This is a genomic window from Streptomyces sp. NPDC001493 (genome assembly GCF_053597235.1).
In genome coordinates this window covers 1-18,355 of sequence record NZ_JBSFHV010000025.1, presented here as the reverse complement: position 1 = coordinate 18,355, position 18,355 = coordinate 1, and the positions used below count along the sequence as shown (strand labels likewise).

The following is an 18,355-nucleotide window of genomic DNA, read 5'->3' as shown; positions in this document are numbered from 1 at the left end:
CGGCGGCCGTAGGAATCGAGACCCGATGACTACCGTCTTCGACCAGTTCGACCGCCGCATCACCGACGTCACCGTCCAGCTCGCCGCACACAACATCCCGCTCACCGCCCCGCCCGCACCGGTCGCCGACCTCGACCCCACCGACCCCTGGGCCAGCTCCTACGTCGCCCCGATCGACCGCTCCACACTCGCTTGGTGCACCGCCGCCCAGATGCTCGCCACTCACCACCACACCACCGTCGACCGCCAGGTCCTCGCCGCCGACGCCCTGCTGCGCGAGCTCGGCGTCCCCGGCCTTGCCCAGCTCCACTCCGACCTCCACGACGGCGCACCCATCGACTACCGCCACACCCCCTGCCCCTACTGCGCCGGCATCGGCGAAGACCCCACCCAGCCGACCTGCCAAGACGTCGGCTGCCCGCCCCAGTACGAGTACGCCGGCCACGACCACCTCTGCCCGGTCTGCCACGGCGCCGACTTCCAGCCCAACTGGTTCGCCGCCGAGCGCCTGCGGGAACTCGACGAGCTCCTCACAGCCGCCGTCGCACCCAACGGCGGCTACTGGACGACCCGCTGGAACCGCTGGCGTCCGACCAGGCCGACTCCCTCCACACAGGTGGGCAACCGAACCTGAAGCACTCCGAACCCAAGGCCCGCACTTCCCCGGCGAACACGCCACGGGGGAGTGCGGGCCTTTTTTGCGTTTTGGGGCCCAGCGCGTCAACTCCGCACCGTCCGACACCTGATGGATCCTGCGCGCTGCTGTCGACTCCCCAAGTGGGGAGTGATGCCCTCAGGCCAGTCCTGCCAAGGGATCGGGGTATGTCAAGATGCGGTTGCCGCGCACGGTGCGGTCCACACACGAGCAAGAGGAGGGCACCCCGTGCTGAACCCAGACGGAGCGCAGACGATCGAACCCCCCGAAGGCAGCACAGCCGTCGGGACGGGCAAAGGCGGTGTCGGCAAATCCACCGTCTCCGCGCACCTCGCCGGCGAGTCCGCAGCCGACGGGCACCGGACCCTCCTCATCTGCGTCACAGGCCAGGACGATGACGACCTCGGCATCAAGCGGTTCGGCCGCGGAATCCACCCGCAAGGACCCTCCGCCATAGACGGCGAGGGCCTCTACCGGGCCATCCACGACCGGGTTCCGCTCCAGCCCATCCGCGAAGTCCGCCCCAACCTGGACGTGCTCCCCGGGGGCCCCCGCGTCGCCGACATCGCGAACATCCTCATGGCGCGCCTCATGCAGGAGGGTCCCAGCGTCGTGCAGAGCCTCGCCCGTTCGCTCGCCCCGATCGCCCCGCTCTACGACCGCATCATCTTCGACAGCGCCCCCGAGAACGACATCCTTGAGCAGCTGGTGCTCGCGGCCGCCCGCACCCTGATCGTGCCGACCCGCTCCGACGACTCTTCGATCTCGGGCATGGAGCGCATCAGCAAGAACTTCAAGGTCATCAAGCAGCAGATCAACCCCCACCTCCAGATCGCCGGAGCGTTCCTCTACGGCTCGAACCCCTCCGCCACCCTGATGCACGCGGCGGTCCGCAAGGACATCCGCAAGACCCTGGGAGAGGGCGCCCCCATCCTCGAGACACTCGTCGGTTACCGCGAAGTCCCCGCCCGCAACGCCCGAAAGAAGGGGCTGCTCTTCGCTGAGTACGCCGACCTGCTTCCGAAGTCCGCGAGCCAGAGCGATGTGAGGGCCGGGCGCGCGGAGGCGGAAGACGTCATCCCGGACACCATCATTCCGCTCGCCAAAGAGATGCGGACGCTGACCACCGAGATCTTCGAGCACCACAGGAGGGCTGCCTGATGGCTGGCCTGTTCGACGTCGACACCCAAGCCCCCCAGCAGCAGGCGGGCGGCCTCTTCGGAGGCATGCCCGCAGGCGGCGCAGCGAGCATCGTGGTCCAGGCGCTCCCCGGCACCACCCTCGCCTCCATCCCGTCGCCCTACCAGCCCCACGGCACGGACGAACTCTCCGACGAGGAGCGCCAAGACCTCGCCGTCTGCAAGGCGGGCGTCGACAACCTGCACCAAGCGTTCTGGATCGCGGGCAAGGCCCTCGAAACGATGAGCACCGCCCAGCTGCACCGCGAGGAGAACCCCAACTTCGCGGAGTGGATCTGGGAGAAATGGGAGATCTCCGAGTCCCAGCTGCACCGGCTCAAGGACGAGTGGCGCGTCGGTGAAGCCCTCGCCAACCTCGGCCACAAACCGCTGGAGTACCACGTCCGGAAAATGACCGAGCTGCGCCGCCAGACCAGCGACAAGGTAGCGATCACGGTCTACGACACCATCGTCCGGTGCCGGACCCGAGTCACAGGCGACCTCGTCGAGAAGGTCGTCAACGACCTCGGTGTCCTCCCGAAGGACGCCGAAGCCGCCGACGTCGGTCGTCGGGTCCGTGAACTCCTGGCGACCCCGAACGAGAGCGCCGACGGCACAGAGAAGACCAAGGACGTCCCCGACATCAGCTCGCTGGGAACGGACTCCCCAAGTGGGGAGTCGAGCCGGAAACCCAGCAATAGCAAGGCCGACCCCCTTGCCGTGAAGGACATCGAGCGTCTTCGGAACACCCTCGCCTCCCTCCAGGAAGCGGCCAAGACGGTGAACAAGGCGACAGCCCGACGAGCCGTTGAAGCGCAGCCGTACATCGCCGTGCCGCTCATCCAGGCGATCGGGTCGCTGCTCCAGCAGATCGACAGGGCCGTGGCGATCAAGCTCCCGAAGGCGGAGTGATCTAGCCCTTCTCGGATTGGCGGGCGACGGTCGGACTCCAGCTCCTGGGAGTCCGACCGTCGCCCGCGACCTCAGCCGGACCGGCTTGGTTTCACGCGGGAAAGTAACTGGGAGTCCTCGCGTCAGGGGCCGGTGAGGATGTCGTGAGTACCGATGCGACGCCAGATCACGTGCGGTGTGCCAGGACGGAGCGCCGCACCGTACTGCCACGTTGCGCGGCCTGCGGGGCCGGCGCCCATGGACCAGGTGAGCTCGTAGACGCCGGGTGCGCGTTGGACGCGCTTGACGCGGAGGCCAGCGCGAAAACGTCCTCCGGTGCGCAGGTCCTCGACGAAGGCCGCCACGGTTTGGCGGAACTTCCGACGCTGTTCCGGAGTGAGGCGGTCAAGGTCGACGGCGAAGCGCGGCAGGGTTTCGTAGGTCGGCACGACGGAGTCCTCCAGGAAGCACGAAGCCCCCGGGGGCTGCCGGGGGCGGTGGGGGTCTGTCTGGGGTGAAGGGAGTCGGCGACGTGAGTGCTGGCCGGGTGCGTCGTTGGTCGTCGTCCGGGGAGCGGTGCGTGAAGGTGCGCTGGATACCGCTGGAGTCGGTTACTTGGCGTTTTCGGGGTGTGTGAGGCGCGTGGGGCTCGTTGCCGCGCAGCATTTGCCTGGCTCCGGGCGGTGTTCGCGTGGCGGGCAGGACGTCGCCGCGGATGCGCGTCCGGCGGGATCGGCCGAGCAGGCCGCCCGCCGCTACTTCGCCGGGACCCCGTACCCGTGGGCCGGGTACACGGCCGTCGACTACCACCGGGCGCCGCCCGTGGTCGTCACCGAGCTGGAGCGGATCACCGCCGACCAGGCCGGGGCAGCGGGAAGGGTGTGGCGCAGGCTCGGGCGCGAGGAGTGGCAGACGCTGAGCGAGGCCCTGGACAACCCGGACGGCGAGCGGCTCTACCAGAGGGAAAAGGAGCAGTCCCGCCGGCGGCAGGCGGAACGCAAGGCCGCGGAGCGGGGGCACAGCGGCCGGTGTGCACCCGGTGCGGCACGAAGTTCACCGACGAACGCTGGCAGTCGAACCGGCAGTCTTCCTGGCGCAGCGAGACGGACGGCCTGCGCGGGCCGTGCGAGAGGGAGCACGTCGCCCGGCTCGAGGCCGAACGCGTCGCGCGGCGCGAGGCGGAGGAAACCGCGGTGCGGGAAGCGGCCGAAGCGGAGGCGAAGAAGGGCCGCGGCCTGTTCGGGCGCCGCCGGTAGGAGCGGGACGCGACACTAGCGAACCCGGTGCTCTAGGTTCCCGCCCGCTCGGTTCCGCGACCGCGTCTCCGCCCCGGAGACCGGCGGGGCCGGGCGGAAAGGACCGTCACCATGACCTTCATCGAGCCCGGCCTGTCCGTACGAGGCGGCTTCGCCGAAGGGCCGCTCGCCGACGCCGCCCTGTCCCGAGCGGCCCGCGCCGGGCAGCTCCTCGACGAGGTGCAGGAGCAGGCGTCCACGCTGACCGACGGCCAGCTGCGCGACAGCGTGTACCGGGCGCTGCGCCGCTTCACCCAGGAGCAGCCGCCCATGTGCCAGGTCGACAGCTTCACCGCGCTGATCCGCCGGGGGGTGCGCATCGACTGGCCCGTCTCCGATTGCCTGCCCTGCGTCTGACGTCCTGCGGGAGGGCGCCGCGCATTCTTCTTCGGGAGGGGCGAGGTCGGGCTGCTGGGCGGGCATCACCGGAACCCCTTGCGCATTGTGCAGGGGTCTGCCATTCTCTTCCTATGCACAATGTGCAGGCCGATTGATCAGGGGAGAACCACCATGTCCGTGACCATCACCAAGACCGCCGGCCGCACCGTCGAGATCACCTGGGCTCCCGAGGACGACCCGCACGGCTACCTCCTCCGCGCGGTGGAAGGCGACCAGCTCGCCTACGCCCTGGAGGCCCTCGGTGAAGGCGCGAACGTGACGGAGTACAGCGTCGACCTCGCTCTGCAGGCCGCCATGCACACCAAGGCCCTCGCGAAGGAGTTGGACCGGCGGGCGGCCAAGCAGGTCGTCACCATCCGGGAGAGGTACAGCGTCTCCTGGGGCCGGATCGCGGTCATCGTCCTCGGCGACGCCGAGCGCCAGTCCGCTATCCGGCGGATGTACGAGAGCGGCCTGCGCCACCTCGGCCGCTGACCACTCACCCACCGATCACCCGAACGAAAGCAGGAACACCATGGGCGTCTTCAGCAAGAACAGCAACGAGAACGACAACACGAGCGAGAACACCGACAACCCGAACAGCGACGAGCCCCAGTACAACAACAGCGGATCGATCACCGGCGGCCTCTTCGGCGGCGTCAACAACGGCGGGATCGTCGGCGGTGTCATCAACGGCGGCACCTTCAACTTCGGCACCAGCAGCACAGAGTGAAAGGCGGGGCGGCCGTCACTTCCCGGCGCCGGCCGCCCCTGCTTCCCGCCCAGCCACGTGAGACCGAGGGGACCCCCATGCTGCCAGAACTCTTCGTCCTGCTCTACGCCGGACACCTCACCGCCGACTACGCACTCCAGACCGACCACCAGGCCGAGCACAAGGCCGCCGCGGGCGCCGCCGGATGGCGGGCCAACGCCGCCCACGCCGGGACCCACCTCGTTGTCGCCGGGGTCATGCTCGTCATCGGCCACCTCGTCCTCGACCTCCCGATCCCGGCGCTCCCGGCCCTCGGTGCCCTGACCTGGATCACGACCACTCACGCGATCCTGGACCGTCGGTGGCCGATCACCGCGTGGATGCGGATCGCCCGTCAGCAGGCCTGGGCCCAGCGCGGGGGAGCCGCACACGTCGACCAGACCGCACACATCCTGGTGCTCTTGGTCGCCGCCCTGGCGCTCTCCGCGACCTGACCCCGCCGCACCCCACACGACAGCAGCCCCCCGTCCCCTCCGGACGGGGGGCTGGCTGCATACCCTCGACGACGTGGAGAACGACAACACCGACGACGGGACCCCGCAGAGGCGTCCGGACCGAGACCCGCAAGAGCGCCGACCATGGTCCCCGGAGCAAGGGTCGCGGCCCCGGGTGACGGCCTACCCCGCCGGGCGCAGGCCGGGCATGTACGTATGGGACGGGAGCAGCTGGATCCACTGCTCGGTCGAGGCCCGATACGACTGGCCCGACGGGCATATCACCTACACGGTCTCCGGTGCGTTGGCCGGTGGCCCCGGCTCCATCGTGACGCGTACATACGTGTGGCCACACGGGATGCAACCCGTTGTGCCGCCCGGACCCGCGCACGAAGCCGACGCTCAGGACGAAGACGAGGGCGAGGACGCGGGCGGCGAGTGACACGTCAACTGCTCGGAGCCGGGCGCTACCAGCTACCGAGAGCACCGCCCGTGAACATGCAGTTCTCACCACCCCGGGGACCGCGTGTCCGTACGGTGGCGGGATGGACAAGCCGATCGATGTTGAACTGCACGGAGGGCCGCTGGACGGGCAGAAAGTCCCGGTGCTCCTCGATGACGACGACCCGTGGACCGCCATCCTCAGCGACCACGGCACATACCCCGGAGGCCGCTCCCTCTACGCCCCGGATCCGGCAGGCGTCTGGCGGTGGCTCAAGGACTCGCGCGCGGGCGAGCTGTAGCCCGGGGCCTCGACACCGGCCACCGACTGAGGGTGGCCTCCTGGCTGCGTCAGAAGAAGAAGGGATGTGCTGCTCCCACCGGTGCGACCAGTCGCCGTGCCAACAGGCGCAGTTGTCGGCCAGCTGCTTCTCCGCCCGCGACTGACCAGCGTTTCCATTGGAAACGGCCCCGGGACGACCTCCTTCGAGGTCGGACCCCATTTGGCGCCCTGTGGGGTCGAGGCGTACCGGGCAACGGACCTCCCTCGGTGCGGCGTCATGATGGCGGCCGATCCAAGTCGGTACCCGACGGCCCTCACCTCTCGGCTGGCTGTCTAGGTTGAGCTCCGGCCCTCGGGTTGCCACCCACCCCCCTACATCTGTTCCTACAGTTGTCCCTACACTTCTCCCTACAGTGATCATGGTGCTGCTGCGTGTCTGCGCAGGTAGACCCGCGAAAGGGGCCCCGGGCACCTCGGCGACACCATCGGCGAGAGCGGGGTGTCTCACTCTTGGCGAGGCCGGATCGCGGAGCGCCGAGCCGGGACACGGGGCGGCCGGGGAACACCTGACGCTGGTAGGCGTCAGGAGAGGGATGGGCAGGTATGGGTGGGGCGAGTGCATGGCCGTACAAGTCGACCGCGAAGGCGCGAGGGCTGGTGCTCCTCGCGCTGGGAATCGTGAAGGTCGCCACGGCCGAACAACTGCGGCAGTTGGTGCTGCCGGGAACCGCTGACGTGCAGACGGTACGCAACGCGTGCAAAGACCTGCGGTACGCCGGATTGGCGGAGTCCGTGGGCCGGACGTCCTTCATGTCGCCGACCGGGCGCCCCGTGCGGCGAGACCTTTGGAACTTGACCTCCGCCGGCCTTGCGGCGGCAGCCTCGGAGGTAGGGCGGCCGGTCCACGAGATGGGCGGTACCGCACGAGACGCAGCGATGATCGGCGCCCCGCACGCCGTCGCCGTCACAGACACCGTCGATGCCTTCCGCCAGTCGCCACCGCTGCCCACGAAGCCAGTTCGCCGCACAGCCGCAGTAACGCCCCACTCACCCTCGCCGCTGGCACTCGACCGACCGGCCGACACGCTCCCCTCACGACCGAGAGGGCTCGGGCACCTGCGGGGATGGGAGACCAACGTCCCTCTCCCCGTCAGCGGGACGTTCGCAGCGCCCGAGCGAGGAAGCCTCTACGCCGACGCGATCCTGACCGCCCCAGAAGACGGCGTGCCGGTCCTCTTCGTAGAGGTGGACACCCACACCGAACCCGCCGCCGCGGTCGCGCAGAAGATCATGGCCTACCGGACGTTCTTCGAGCGCACGGTGAAAGGCCATCAGGGCCGTGAGACCGCGCTCTGGTCAACGCTGTGGGATGACTCCGGCCGAGGCGGGTACCCACCACTCGCCCTGGTCTTCGCGAAGAGCCTCAGCCCGACCTCGGCAATGAACCGCATCACGGCGATTCGTGACCTCTCCACCACCGCCTGGGAAGGCAAATGGCACAGCGGTGCCGCCACCGCGAACAGCGGACCAAGCGGCTATCGCGACTACACCGGAACCGTCCCCGTCATCGCCACCACTCTCGCCCTCCTGCAGCGGCAAGGGCCTCACGGACCTGTCTGGTGGCGCTACGGACACCCAGACGGGCAAACCCTCACCGGCGCGCTCGAAAACCCAGACGGCCAACCCCAGGCCCACCTCCGAAGCCGGTGACACCGTTCGTCTGACAGATCCCGCCTCGGTCTGACCGGACTCCACTCCACGCTGCGCAGCAGCAACGTGCTCGCGAACCACGAGCACCATTCGGCGCCGTCGTCGAGCCAGGCGCCGACGGGCCCCGCAGACGTTGAGGCTGCGGGGCCAGCTCGCCGCCGACCAAGTTGTCCAGACCCAGGGCCCGAAGGTCAATCAGCGCCACGGGCAAGGTCGACTGTCCCAGTGGAGAACTCGTAGCAGATGCCACCGAAGATGGTCTCGGGCCGATGGCCGGCGGACCCATGGTGGTAAGCGAGGACCTGCGAGGGCCGAGAGCCCTCCAGGTTCCCAACGGGGGCGGTGCCCGGTGAGCCCGAGGCGTTGTCCTTCAGTCCGTCGAGTGAACCGCACGCAGACTCCAGCGGCTCAGGGCAGCACATCCCGCAACTCCGGCTGCGAGTCTGGGTTCGGTGATTCATCGGACGCGCTCGGGTGATGCTGTCAGAATCGGACCAGCGGGCGGCGAAGCCTCTCAATCAGTGTCATTCCGACAGCGATACGGGTGGTGCTGAGGGCAGAGGTCGATGCCGCAGCGTGGAGCAGGCTTGCCGGGGGAGCGATGCACCATGGCGGCCCCAGAAGGAAGGCACTTCCGTGAGCATGGTCCAATCGGTGCGCACCACCCTGTACCGCACGGGTGAGAAGGCCGAGCGCCGTGTCGACCTCGCGCTCGATGCGGATGCTGTCTGGGACCGCGAGTGGGCGGTCCTCCGCCACGACGCCACCGGACTGTGGACGACGGTGGGCCAGGGTATGGAGCACGACCAGGCGAACGCCCTGTACGAGGAAACGGTCCGCGCCGGCGCGGTCTTGGACGGACAGCCGCGCTGGACTCACAGCGACGTCCCCGGCATCCCTCTGGCCCGGTACGGGTACCAGGTCGAGGTCCGGGTCGGAGAGGGCTGGCAGCTGGAGCACGTCGAACGCCTGGTGTGGGGCGGACCGGGCCCACACAAGCTCGACCTGGAGGACACCCCGCGCACCCTCGACGACATCGCGGAGGCCGCGTTTTCGCAGGTGATGCAGGCGCGCACGCTAGCAGGGCGCGAACGGTGGCTGAGCGCGGCGGCCCAGTCGTTCGGTGACAGCCGGTTGGACTGGACACGCCCCGGGGCCGGGCGGCACCTCGTCCCGGCTGCGGTGCGGGTGACCCTCTGGGGCAGCACGTCGGACGGTGAGACCAAGTCCGTCATCGAGCGCCGCCTACCGCCCCTCGCGCCGCCGACCGTGCAGGAGATCGAGGAGTACGAGGCCAGCACGGTGCACGCCGACGCCATCGACCCCCACGTCCCGCTGCCCCGCTTGCGTTTTCCCGTCCGCACCGACGACGCCCTTGACGACATCGGGGCGCACTTCTACTTCCCGCCCTTCCGGCGAGCCGACCCCGAGAACTCGGGCGAGACCCTTCCGGACGAGGTGCTCTTCTACGACGGGGACCATCCGGTGGCCCGGGTTTCGATCACCGCCACGAGCGCCGAGTCCCTGGCGCGCGCCCAGCACGCTGTTGCCGCCGAACTGGCCCCGTGGGTCACCTCGATCCTCCTCCTGGCCCGCGCCGACCGACTGCGCACACGTGAGGCCGTGGAGATCGACTCAGACGCGCGTCTGCGCGACGATCCCGAGATGCCCGGTACGTGGCCCTGCCCCCACTCCGAAGAGGAAATCGCCAGAGCCCGAGCCGTGATGGCGGAGGCCCAGGCCGCCGTCGAGCTCGCCGTCGCCTCTCTGCCCGGCGCCAGCGAGGCCCCGCTCCCGCCCCTCACCCGCGCATGGCGGACCTGGGATGTTCCGCGCAACCGCTGGCGGGACAAGCTCTACGAGCTGCTGCGAAACCGGTGGGCCGGGGCCGGTGGAGCCGGTCGCGACCACCTGATCCGCTGGACCGACCAAGCTCAACGCCACGACCTTCACTACAAGGGCCACATCCCCATGCGGGTCATCACCCGAGTCCTCGCCCAGGAGTCCCAGCAGTAGCCACGTCCTGCAGCCGGTCGAGCCGTCCGTAGAGCGCACGCAGCACACCGGCCTTCGTCTTCACTCCGTTCAGGTTGCGGGAGCGTTGTGAGAGGGGGCCGTCGGCTTCCGCGAGCACGATCTCGGTGAACAGGCGCCGGCCGTCGTGGTCCGGGAGACGGCTCGCGCAGTCGTGTACGTCGACAGCGACGGCGCGGGCGGCTCCGGTCAGCAGAAGCCCGATCTGCTCGTAGTCGTCGGGCCGCAACGCCCCTGGATCGGTCCACGACAGCACCGCCCGGAGCAGGTGCTCGTGCGTGGTCCGGTCGAGCGGGAGGTGGGCGCCCACGCGGCCTTCGGGGTCGTAGAGCACGGTGTGCCCGTTCACGACGCGGCCGTCGCGCAGGAGGGGGAGGCGAGGTGCCGTAACCGGTCGGCGAACGGGACGGCCGGGACGAGCCCCGCGCTCGGGGTGCTGGTGTCCGGGTGGCTGATCCAGTCGGCGGCGGCCGTTCCGTCCTGCGGCGTGATGGGGGCCAGGAGCTGGTGCCCCACGGACAGCACCCGGACCCCAGGGACGCCCGCGAACACGTCGCGGGAGTCCGCCGGCACCAGGACGTACAACTGGTCGCGGAGGTGGTCGACCAGGACCCGGTAGCCGTCGCGGGTGCCCGCGCCCATCGCGGTGAGCGCGTCGAGTCCAACGGCCATCGGTTCGACGGCCACCGCGTCCCACCCTCGTCCGCACTCCACCCACCGCGTACGGGCCCGGTGCCCCCGCCACCGGATCCGCTGGGCATCCGTGACCGTGGCGAGCTCACGCCATTCCGGGGCCGCAGGCTCCCCCGAGCTGGCCGGTCTCCCGATGGAAGCAGGTGCCATCGCCATCTCCCTGATCAGACGTCACGTAACGCACTACCCAAGCAGCAACGCCTGTGCGGACGCGATGTCACACCGATGAAAGAGCGATGCAAGTCCAGGTGAACCAGGCCGAATCCCGGGCGGAGCAGCACCGGGAAGGGATACGGTCGCCGCACCCGACCCGGAGCCGGCATGAACGACCACCCCAGCAAGCCCGTCCCCAACACCCGGCTGCGCGCGGTTCGCGAACTCGAGTTCCAGATGAGCCGCACGGAGTTCGCGACGAAGGTCAACGAGACCGGCAAGGCGATGGGCGAGAACGTCGCCTGCGGCCCGCGCCTGGTCGCCGACTGGGAAGACGGCAACGTCCGGTGCCCCCGCGCCGTCTACCAGCGCATCCTCACGAAGATGACCCACGGCCGGAGCATGACCGACCTCGGCTTCACCCTCCCCGCGCGGGCCGCCCGGTCCGGTCAGTCCCTCACCGGCGCGTACGGGCGTCAGGAAGAACCGGCCCGGGCGCCGGACCGGCGGACCTTCCTCCTCGACGGCGCGGCCACCCTCCTGGTTCTCCCGCTCACCACCGGACCGACACCAGGGAAGATCGGCGCACGCGAAGTACGGGCCGTCAACGACGCCGTCACCACTCTCTACGCCCATGACCACGAGCACGGCTCCGCCCCCTTGCGCCAGGCCGCCGCCGAGGCCCTGCACACCGCCTACCAGTGGCTCCAGTCCGGCACCTACACCCACCGCACCGAGACGAAGCTGCGCACCGCGACCGGCGCCCTCTCGATCGCTGCCGGATGGCTCTCCTACGACTCCGGCCGCTCAGCCGACGCCCACTCCCTGTACGGCGAGGCCCTCGCCGCCGCACGGATCGCCGACGACCCCGCCCTCGAAGCACACGCCTTCGGCTGCCTCTCCCTCCTCGCCAAAGCCTCCGGCCGCCCCCGCGAAGCGATCGCCGCCGCCCAGGGCGCCCAGACCGTCGCCCGCCGCCTCGGCTCCCCGAGACTCCTCTCCCTGTTCCACATGCGCGAAGCCGGCGGCTGGGCCCTCATGGGCGACGCCACCGCCACCGACCAGGCAATCGTCCGCGCCCACGCCCTCTACGCCCAGGGCCCCCGCGACGACGCCGACCCGGGCTGGCTCGACTTCTACGCGCCCGGCGAACTCGCGGGCCTCGAAAGCCTCGCCCGCGCCGACCTCGGCCAGCACGACCGCGCCGCCGCCGGAGCCGAACAAGCCGTCCTCCTCCACGGCGACGCGTTCACCAGAAACCGCGCCCTGTACACCGCCGACGTCGCCATCCACCATGCAGTCAGGGACCGGCCCGAGCCCGAGGCGGCCGCCGAAGCCGCAGGCCGACTCCTCGCGTTCCTCCCCGAAGTACGCTCCGACCGCCTGCTGCAGTCCCTGCACAACGTCCACACCGCACTCCAGCGACACAGCCGCACCCCCGCGGTCGCCGACTGGATCGAGGAATACCGCACCACCACCGCCCCCGGAGGAGGACGACCGTGACCCACACCCAAACCGACCTCGCCATCCGCACCTACGGCCCCGGCCAGATCCCACCCCTGCTCGACACCCTCACCGACCTCTGGGCCGACGCCCACCCCGAACTCGTCAACACCCCCGGCGCCACCACCGACGGCCACTCCACCACCGCGCTACGCCACCAGATCACCAACCACCTCCGCCACGAAGGCTTCACCCTCGTCGCCGCGTACGCGCACGGCTCCATGACCGGCTTCGGCTACGCCTTCCCCTGCACACCCGAGTACTGGTACGGCGACCTCCTGCCCGAGATCCCGCAGCACGTCCGCGCGGGACGCCTCATGGGCCTGTGCGAGCTCGCCGTCACCCCAGCCCGGCAGTCCCAGGGCATCGGCTCCCGCCTCCACGCCGAACTCCTCAAGGCCATCAGCCCCGACTACGCCTCGCTCCTGGTCCGCCCGGACAACACCGCCGGCCGCACCCTGTACGAACGCCTCGGCTACACCTACGCCGGCCCCTACCGCAACGAACCCGGCGGCCCCGTCTACGACCTCCTGCTCCTCGAAGTCGGCAGCGGGAGTGTCGCGCGGTAACCCACGACTTCTCCCACCGCAGAGGAGCTGCTGTTCGAGAACGCCGAACAGCACGTCGGCTTAACTGTGTTGGACTGCACCAGCTCCCGCCTGGCACGCCAGGATGGCGCCATGAACGAAAAGCTCGCCTACCGCCGGGCCCGCGACATCCAGGGCGCGGCCTGTTCCACCCCCGGCGATCTGTCGCGGTACCTCGCGCAGATCCGTATGGACGCCCACAGCCTGCGCATCGGCCTGGCCCAGGCCGTCATGCACATGTACGCGGGCGCGCCCTTGCCTGATAAAGGAACAGCCGAGCTGCCCTATCCGCAGGACGTGGTGGAACGCAAACTCCTCGACGACGTCATGCGCGGCCCCGCCCCGGACCGCGGTCCGGGGGGACTCGTCCATGACCCGGCCCTCGCGAACGCTCTTCGCCACGCCCTGCGCCTGCTGGAGGACGCTGTTGACGCCGCCAACATCGTGAACGACCTGCTCCTGCTCCTGCCCCCACGTGCACGATCCGGGTGCGTTGAACAAGAAACCGCCATGTCTCCCGGGTGAGTGCGTCCCGCGTTCCTCGCGCGGGCCAGTTCGGCTACGGAGCGCGTCCGAGGACCCGGTCGGGCCGGCAGGTGTGGCAAGAGGCGGCATCAGAGCGGGCGAGCATGGTGCGGGCCTGGTCGGTGGTCGCGGGCCGGGAGACATCACCGACCGCGTGGCAGTCCCCGCGGTGCACGATCCGGGCCGGGCCGCGCTCCGGGCCGAAGTACACCGGCGCTTCGACCGTCCATGTGGGTGCGACCCCGTACCGCTCGGTGGGAACCTGGTCGTACGGTTGTCCGTCGACCGGCCCGCACAGGGAGGCCGGGACCCGGAAGTCGACAGCGGCGGGCAGAACGAGGAGCCGTCCCCGCTCGTGGCCCTGGCTGGGGACGTGGACCTGGAGGTCGTACCACCAGGTGTCGTCGGCCTCCCGCCGTCGGGCTTTCACTACGGCGTAGAGCGTCTGCCCGTCCGGGAGTGTCACCTGCACGAGAGGGCCGTCCGCTTTCGGCAGATTCAGGGCCGTGCGGGCAGGGCCGAAGGCATCGTCATCACTCACTGTTCTAATTTAGTTCGATTCTCGCTGCTATGTCATAACGGGAAGGACGAAGTGCACCGGCCGGGCCGGGCATCACGATCTCCCGGCCGGGCCGGCCAGACGGGGAACCTCGGCGACGGAGAGGTCGGGGCGCGGGCGGTGCCAGCGCGCGGGATGGCGCCATCGCCCGGAGGCGTCGCGGGCGACGTCGACACCGACCTCGACCACCAGCACCGGCTCGACGAGCGTGACGGCCAGCTTCTCCCGGCTGCCCCACCCGGCGGAGAACGACCACCCGGCCCACGGATGCCCGCCGCGCACCGGCGCGAGCATGCCACCAACCAGCAAGGCCCCGGCCCGGGGGAGGCGAGTGGTGCGCCCGGTGTACTGGAGACGCCGCTGCTCGTCGTACCGGCCGAGCAACAGCGTGCCGGGCGCGGACACTGGCCCGGTGACCGCGCCGACGATCGCCTCGCTGGTCTCACGCACCTTGTACTTCTGCCACCCCCGCACCCCGGGCCGGTACAGACCGTCGAGCCGCTTGAAGACCAGCCCCTCCATCCCGACGGACGACCAGGTCAGCCACTGGCCCGCCACGGCGGCGTCGGTCGTCGAAGGGCACAGCGTCCACGGAGCCGTCAGCCGCCGCTCCGCGAACAGCGCTGCCAGCTCGGCCCGGCGCCGCTCGTACGGCCAGGACATCGTGTCCGTACCGGACAGTCGCAACAGATCGAATGCCACGAAGTGCGCCGGCCACTCACTTGCGGCCCGTAAGGCGCTGGCGCCGCGCCGGGCGAGCCGGTTCTGCAACCACTCGAACGCGAGACGGCCCGCGTCGTCCCAGACGACGAGCTCCCCGTCGAGCGCGGTCTCCTCGGGCAGTTGCCCGGCCGCCGTCACGATCTCCACGAATGCAGGCGCCATGTCGGTGCCTCGCCGAGACCGCAACACCACCCGGCCGCCATCCTCGACCGAGACCAGGGCCCGGAACCCGTCCCATTTCGGCTCCGCCGCCCATCTCGGCCGCAGTACCGGCTCAGGAACGGGCGTACTCAGCATGGGCTCCGGCGATCTCCACGTCACACCGTGATCCCTTCCACCAAGTCCCGCGATCGTCCCAGTGGTCAGCCCCGGGAGGCGTAGCTTCTACGCCCCGGCTCCTTGGCGGCCCGACGGCAGGCCAAGGGGCCCGTCGTTGTGTGCGTCTCACCTTGAAGCAGACCTGAATGACAGTTCACTCCGTCCAGTGCGGTACCAGCCAGCAGGGCCGCCTCTTGGCGGTATTCGTCCCGGTTGCGTAACAGGGAACGTTTCGGGGGCGGGTGGTTCGTAGGGTGATCGTCTGCCGGGCCCGCACAGGGGGGTTGCCCGGCTCCGATCACGAGGGAAGCACATGCTCCGTACCCGCACCCTGGCCGCCACGACGATCGTGGTGGCCGCCGCCGGTCTCCTGGTTCTGCCGACGTCCGCGCAGGCCGCCGGCACCGTCCACATCTCGAAGGTGTACTACGACAGTCCCGGCTCGGACATCCGCACCAACTCCAGCCTCAACGGCGAGTGGGTCCAGATCACGAACAGCACGTCGGCCGCGGTCAGCCTGAAGGGCTGGACCCTGACCGACGCCTCGAACCACAAGTACACCTTCGGCACCTTCACCCTGGCCAAGGGCAAGACCGTCACGGTCCGAACGGGGAAGGGCACCAACACCGCCACCAACCGGTACCAGGGCCGCGCCGCGTACGTCTGGAACAACGACAAGGACACCGCCACGCTGAAGCGCGCGAACGGGGCGAAGGCCAGTTCCTGCTCGTACAACTCCACCAAGGTCGACTACAAGACCTGCTGACCGGCCGCTCGACCACACCGCTGCCCGGGACCCCTGGTCCCGGGCAGCCGGCGTTCCACCGCCGTCGGCGCACACGAGCCCTCCGCCACCGGAGGACCGCCCGCACGGCAGGGCGACATCCAGCACACATGACCGTCTGTCACAACCCATCCCCTGCCTGGGAACATGAGGCGACCTTCCCCTCCCCAGCCCAGGAGTGCGACCGTGCGCCGTCGTCTCGTCCCGATCACCCTCACCCTGCTCGCCGTCTGCCTGACCGGCTGCAACCCCAGCGCCGCAGGCCCGGAAGGCGACGCGAAGCCCGACTCGAGCGTCTCCGCCTCCGCTGCCACACCGTCACCGTCCGGTGCGCCCGGCGGCGCACCCGCCGACGGCGGACTGCCGCTCGCGGATGCCGTCGCGAAACTCCCCGAAGCGGCGGAACGGCGTGACGGGTACGAGCGCGACAGTTTCCACCACTGGATCGACGAGGACGGCGACGGCTGCTCCACCCGGGCCGAGGTTCTGCTTGCCGAGGCGACGACGAAGCCGGTCCAGGGGGCTCGGTGCGTGCTCAGCGGTGGGGCGTGGATGTCGGCGTACGACGGCATCGAGGTGACGGACGCTGGGAAGTTGGACATCGATCACATGGTGCCGCTCGCCGAGGCGTGGGACAGCGGGGCGTACGACTGGACCCCGGAGCGCCGTGAGGCGTATGCCAACGACCTCGGCTCCGACCGGTCCCTCATCGCGGTGTCCGCGAAGACCAACCGGTCCAAGGGCGACAAGGACCCCGCCTCCTGGCTCCCGCCGTCCGAGGACGCGCGGTGCGGCTACGTGACCGACTGGACCGCCACCAAGCTCCGCTGGGGGCTGAACGCCGACCAGGCGGAGCGTGCCGCGCTGCTGAAGTCCGCCGCCGCCTGCCCGGACGCTGTCGTGGAGTACGACGTCGCACCGTGAACCGCTGCCGGGACGCCCGGACGCAGACGGGGCCGGTCGTGGGGCGCAGTTGAGTGAACGGTCAAGCCCACACGTCGCGGAGGTGGGCGGCGGGGGAGACGCTGGTCTGTCCGGCGGTTCGTCCGTCGGCGCCGTCGTACCCCGCTTCCGACAGCTCTCGCGGGCCCGTTCCGGGACGCCCGGACCGCGCGGAGGTGGCGCGCGGTGATCCCGGGAGGGGCAAGGTGCCGGTCCGGACACGCGAGGCGTAACCGACTGGAGCACCGCCAGAGGAGCTCCAGGCCGGCGATCGCATCCGCGCGCCGCCACATGGTCTGGGCCTGGAGCTGACCCGCCCCGGCACCGCCGGCCTCAGGGCGGCGAGCGGTACCAGCCGATTGCCGCCCCGTGGGCGTACTGGGCGTACTGGGCGTCGGCGGCGGTCCGAGCGGGTGAGGCCGCCGCTGGGCCGGGAGCCGCCACCCCGATGCCCGCGCACACGAGAGCGTCCACCGTGGGATCCGACGAACTGGTCTGTGTACCAGGGGCGTTGGCCGCCGTCTCGGCCCGTACTCATCACCCCTGCCGGAGGGGCCGCTTCCGGGTCCACGCCCCCCGCATGCTGGTAAACGCGTTGACTGGTCAACGCGTTTACCGTTACGGTGGAGGTGCGGCAACCGCCACAAACAAGGGGGACCCCATGCGCTTCCACCACACCATCGAAGCCACCGACAACGCCGAAGACCCCAACTGGTACGTCGTCATCATCGGAGACGAGATCGAGGAGTACGAGGGCACCTCCACCGAATACGGCAGGGAGGTGCTCCAGAACTGGGTGGTCGACGAAGAAAGTCAGGACCCCGACATCCCCGTCCGGCTCACCGACGAGTACGGCAACCCCTACCTGCGCTGCATCGTCCGTTTCAGCGGCGACAGTGACGAGCAGAACGAGGAGGTTGCTGCTGTCGGGTCCGACAAGCTCGACAGCGAAACCAGCCCCGCCGAACTCCGTGCTGTGGACATCGCGCGGGACGCTAAGCTCTACGCCCGGTACCTGGACCGAACGGCGGACTCCCTTCTCGCGGAAGCCCTGTGGGAGGCCCGGGAAGCTGGCCACGGGGCGAACGCCCTCGCGCGCCGGGCGGAACCGGCGGTGTCCCGGCCCATCGCCCTGCGCATGATGCAAACCGGGCGCTGACACCGAAGCGCGGTCCGGCGCTCCCCGGCGAGAGGACTGCGTGCGGACCGCGCTGCGTGAACCCGTCGGAGCCAGCCGACCAGGGAGCCCACTGGGCGACACACTGCGCGCACGATCACGATCGTCGCCTACGTCGAGGCGCAACCCACCCCCTGGCAACCGTCAGCGCCGTCCCGTCGTCCTTGGGACATGACCTCCCCGAACCCCGCCCCGTCGACGGTTCCGCCGTGGGGGGGGGGGGGGGGCGGCCCGCCCCCCCCCCCCCCCCCCCCCCGCGCGCCCCCCCCCCCCCCCCCGTTTGGCCCGCCCCGCCTCTGCCCGCCCCCCCCCCCCCCCCC

The 18,355-nt window shown here is 70.2% G+C and carries 24 protein-coding genes; 18 read left to right on the top strand and 6 right to left on the bottom strand.

Going from position 1 to position 18,355, the window contains the following annotated elements:
* Positions 1–25: 25 nt before the first annotated feature.
* From ACWCWD_RS29040 to ACWCWD_RS29030, 3 genes are all read left to right on the top strand, one after another.
* On the top strand, positions 26–634 hold the full coding sequence (locus tag ACWCWD_RS29040; protein ID WP_450777248.1) for a hypothetical protein: 609 nt from the start codon (positions 26–28) through the stop codon (positions 632–634).
* Between the two features lie 249 nt (positions 635–883).
* Complete coding sequence (locus ACWCWD_RS29035; protein ID WP_450777246.1) at positions 884–1,816, top strand: ParA family protein; 933 nt, start codon at positions 884–886, stop codon at positions 1,814–1,816.
* Positions 1,816–2,745: a hypothetical protein gene (locus ACWCWD_RS29030; RefSeq protein ID WP_450777244.1), complete on the top strand. Its 930-nt coding sequence runs from the start codon at positions 1,816–1,818 to the stop codon at positions 2,743–2,745. Before ACWCWD_RS29035 ends, ACWCWD_RS29030 begins: the two co-directional genes overlap by 1 nt.
* 122 nt (positions 2,746–2,867) lie before the next feature.
* On the opposite strand, the gene ACWCWD_RS29025 is transcribed toward ACWCWD_RS29030, so the two are convergent.
* On the bottom strand, positions 2,868–3,173 hold the full coding sequence (locus tag ACWCWD_RS29025; RefSeq protein ID WP_450777242.1) for a hypothetical protein: 306 nt from the start codon (positions 3,171–3,173) through the stop codon (positions 2,868–2,870).
* A gap of 579 nt (positions 3,174–3,752) precedes the next feature.
* Between ACWCWD_RS29025 and ACWCWD_RS29020 the strand changes: the two genes are divergently transcribed.
* From ACWCWD_RS29020 to ACWCWD_RS28980, 9 genes are all read left to right on the top strand, one after another.
* The gene (locus ACWCWD_RS29020; protein WP_450777240.1) at positions 3,753–3,980 is read left to right on the top strand and encodes a hypothetical protein; all 228 of its coding nucleotides are present in this window, start codon (positions 3,753–3,755) and stop codon (positions 3,978–3,980) included.
* 111 nt (positions 3,981–4,091) lie between these two features.
* Entirely contained in the window at positions 4,092–4,376 is a 285-nt protein-coding gene (locus ACWCWD_RS29015; protein ID WP_450777238.1) for a hypothetical protein, read from the top strand.
* 153 nt (positions 4,377–4,529) lie between these two features.
* Positions 4,530–4,892, top strand: coding sequence for a hypothetical protein (locus tag ACWCWD_RS29010; protein ID WP_450777236.1), 363 nt, complete (start codon positions 4,530–4,532; stop codon positions 4,890–4,892).
* A gap of 40 nt (positions 4,893–4,932) precedes the next feature.
* Entirely contained in the window at positions 4,933–5,130 is a 198-nt protein-coding gene (locus ACWCWD_RS29005) for a hypothetical protein (protein WP_450777234.1), read from the top strand.
* Positions 5,131–5,207: 77 nt separating this feature from the next.
* Positions 5,208–5,603, top strand: coding sequence for a DUF3307 domain-containing protein (locus ACWCWD_RS29000; RefSeq protein WP_450777232.1), 396 nt, complete (start codon positions 5,208–5,210; stop codon positions 5,601–5,603).
* Between the two features lie 73 nt (positions 5,604–5,676).
* Positions 5,677–6,045 carry a hypothetical protein gene (locus ACWCWD_RS28995; RefSeq protein ID WP_450777230.1) on the top strand — a complete coding sequence of 123 codons (369 nt, stop codon included), beginning with the start codon at positions 5,677–5,679 and terminating at the stop codon, positions 6,043–6,045.
* A 103-nt stretch (positions 6,046–6,148) separates the two neighbouring features.
* Positions 6,149–6,346 carry a hypothetical protein gene (locus ACWCWD_RS28990; protein ID WP_450777229.1) on the top strand — a complete coding sequence of 66 codons (198 nt, stop codon included), beginning with the start codon at positions 6,149–6,151 and terminating at the stop codon, positions 6,344–6,346.
* Between the two features lie 638 nt (positions 6,347–6,984).
* A complete protein-coding gene (locus ACWCWD_RS28985; RefSeq protein WP_450777227.1) occupies positions 6,985–8,037 on the top strand; it encodes a replication-relaxation family protein in 1,053 nt (350 codons plus the stop codon).
* Positions 8,038–8,673: 636 nt separating this feature from the next.
* A complete protein-coding gene (locus ACWCWD_RS28980) occupies positions 8,674–10,053 on the top strand; it encodes a hypothetical protein (protein ID WP_450777225.1) in 1,380 nt (459 codons plus the stop codon).
* Here ACWCWD_RS28980 and ACWCWD_RS28975 read toward each other — a convergent pair.
* Complete coding sequence (locus ACWCWD_RS28975) at positions 10,019–10,420, bottom strand: restriction endonuclease (RefSeq protein ID WP_450777223.1); 402 nt, start codon at positions 10,418–10,420, stop codon at positions 10,019–10,021. The two genes, ACWCWD_RS28980 and ACWCWD_RS28975, sit on opposite strands and share 35 nt — an antisense overlap.
* Positions 10,417–10,758, bottom strand: coding sequence for a hypothetical protein (locus ACWCWD_RS28970; RefSeq protein ID WP_450777221.1), 342 nt, complete (start codon positions 10,756–10,758; stop codon positions 10,417–10,419). Before ACWCWD_RS28970 ends, ACWCWD_RS28975 begins: the two co-directional genes overlap by 4 nt.
* Before the next feature lie 327 nt (positions 10,759–11,085).
* Between ACWCWD_RS28970 and ACWCWD_RS28965 the strand changes: the two genes are divergently transcribed.
* The 3 genes from ACWCWD_RS28965 to ACWCWD_RS28955 all read left to right on the top strand — a co-directional run bounded on the left by ACWCWD_RS28965 (position 11,086) and on the right by ACWCWD_RS28955 (position 13,532).
* A complete protein-coding gene (locus ACWCWD_RS28965; RefSeq protein WP_450777219.1) occupies positions 11,086–12,420 on the top strand; it encodes a hypothetical protein in 1,335 nt (444 codons plus the stop codon).
* Positions 12,417–12,989: an N-acetyltransferase family protein gene (locus ACWCWD_RS28960; protein WP_450777217.1), complete on the top strand. Its 573-nt coding sequence runs from the start codon at positions 12,417–12,419 to the stop codon at positions 12,987–12,989. The genes ACWCWD_RS28965 and ACWCWD_RS28960 overlap by 4 nt, the downstream gene beginning before the upstream one ends.
* Before the next feature lie 111 nt (positions 12,990–13,100).
* Positions 13,101–13,532: a hypothetical protein gene (locus ACWCWD_RS28955; RefSeq protein ID WP_450777215.1), complete on the top strand. Its 432-nt coding sequence runs from the start codon at positions 13,101–13,103 to the stop codon at positions 13,530–13,532.
* A gap of 34 nt (positions 13,533–13,566) precedes the next feature.
* Here the strand turns inward: ACWCWD_RS28955 and ACWCWD_RS28950 are convergent, their stop codons facing one another.
* Complete coding sequence (locus ACWCWD_RS28950) at positions 13,567–14,073, bottom strand: DUF6233 domain-containing protein (protein ID WP_450777213.1); 507 nt, start codon at positions 14,071–14,073, stop codon at positions 13,567–13,569.
* 72 nt (positions 14,074–14,145) lie between these two features.
* A complete protein-coding gene (locus tag ACWCWD_RS28945; protein WP_450777211.1) occupies positions 14,146–15,111 on the bottom strand; it encodes an ATP-dependent DNA ligase in 966 nt (321 codons plus the stop codon).
* A gap of 334 nt (positions 15,112–15,445) precedes the next feature.
* Between ACWCWD_RS28945 and ACWCWD_RS28940 the strand changes: the two genes are divergently transcribed.
* Both ACWCWD_RS28940 and ACWCWD_RS28935 read left to right on the top strand, forming a co-directional pair.
* Positions 15,446–15,898 carry a lamin tail domain-containing protein gene (locus ACWCWD_RS28940; RefSeq protein ID WP_450777209.1) on the top strand — a complete coding sequence of 151 codons (453 nt, stop codon included), beginning with the start codon at positions 15,446–15,448 and terminating at the stop codon, positions 15,896–15,898.
* Between the two features lie 165 nt (positions 15,899–16,063).
* A complete protein-coding gene (locus ACWCWD_RS28935; protein ID WP_450777207.1) occupies positions 16,064–16,840 on the top strand; it encodes an HNH endonuclease family protein in 777 nt (258 codons plus the stop codon).
* Positions 16,841–17,191: 351 nt separating this feature from the next.
* Here the strand turns inward: ACWCWD_RS28935 and ACWCWD_RS28930 are convergent, their stop codons facing one another.
* Entirely contained in the window at positions 17,192–17,332 is a 141-nt protein-coding gene (locus ACWCWD_RS28930) for a hypothetical protein (protein WP_450777205.1), read from the bottom strand.
* Positions 17,333–17,519: 187 nt separating this feature from the next.
* Here ACWCWD_RS28930 and ACWCWD_RS28925 point away from each other — a divergent pair, with 187 nt between their 5' ends.
* On the top strand, positions 17,520–18,017 hold the full coding sequence (locus ACWCWD_RS28925; protein ID WP_450777204.1) for a hypothetical protein: 498 nt from the start codon (positions 17,520–17,522) through the stop codon (positions 18,015–18,017).
* The last annotated feature ends 338 nt before the right edge of the window (positions 18,018–18,355 follow it).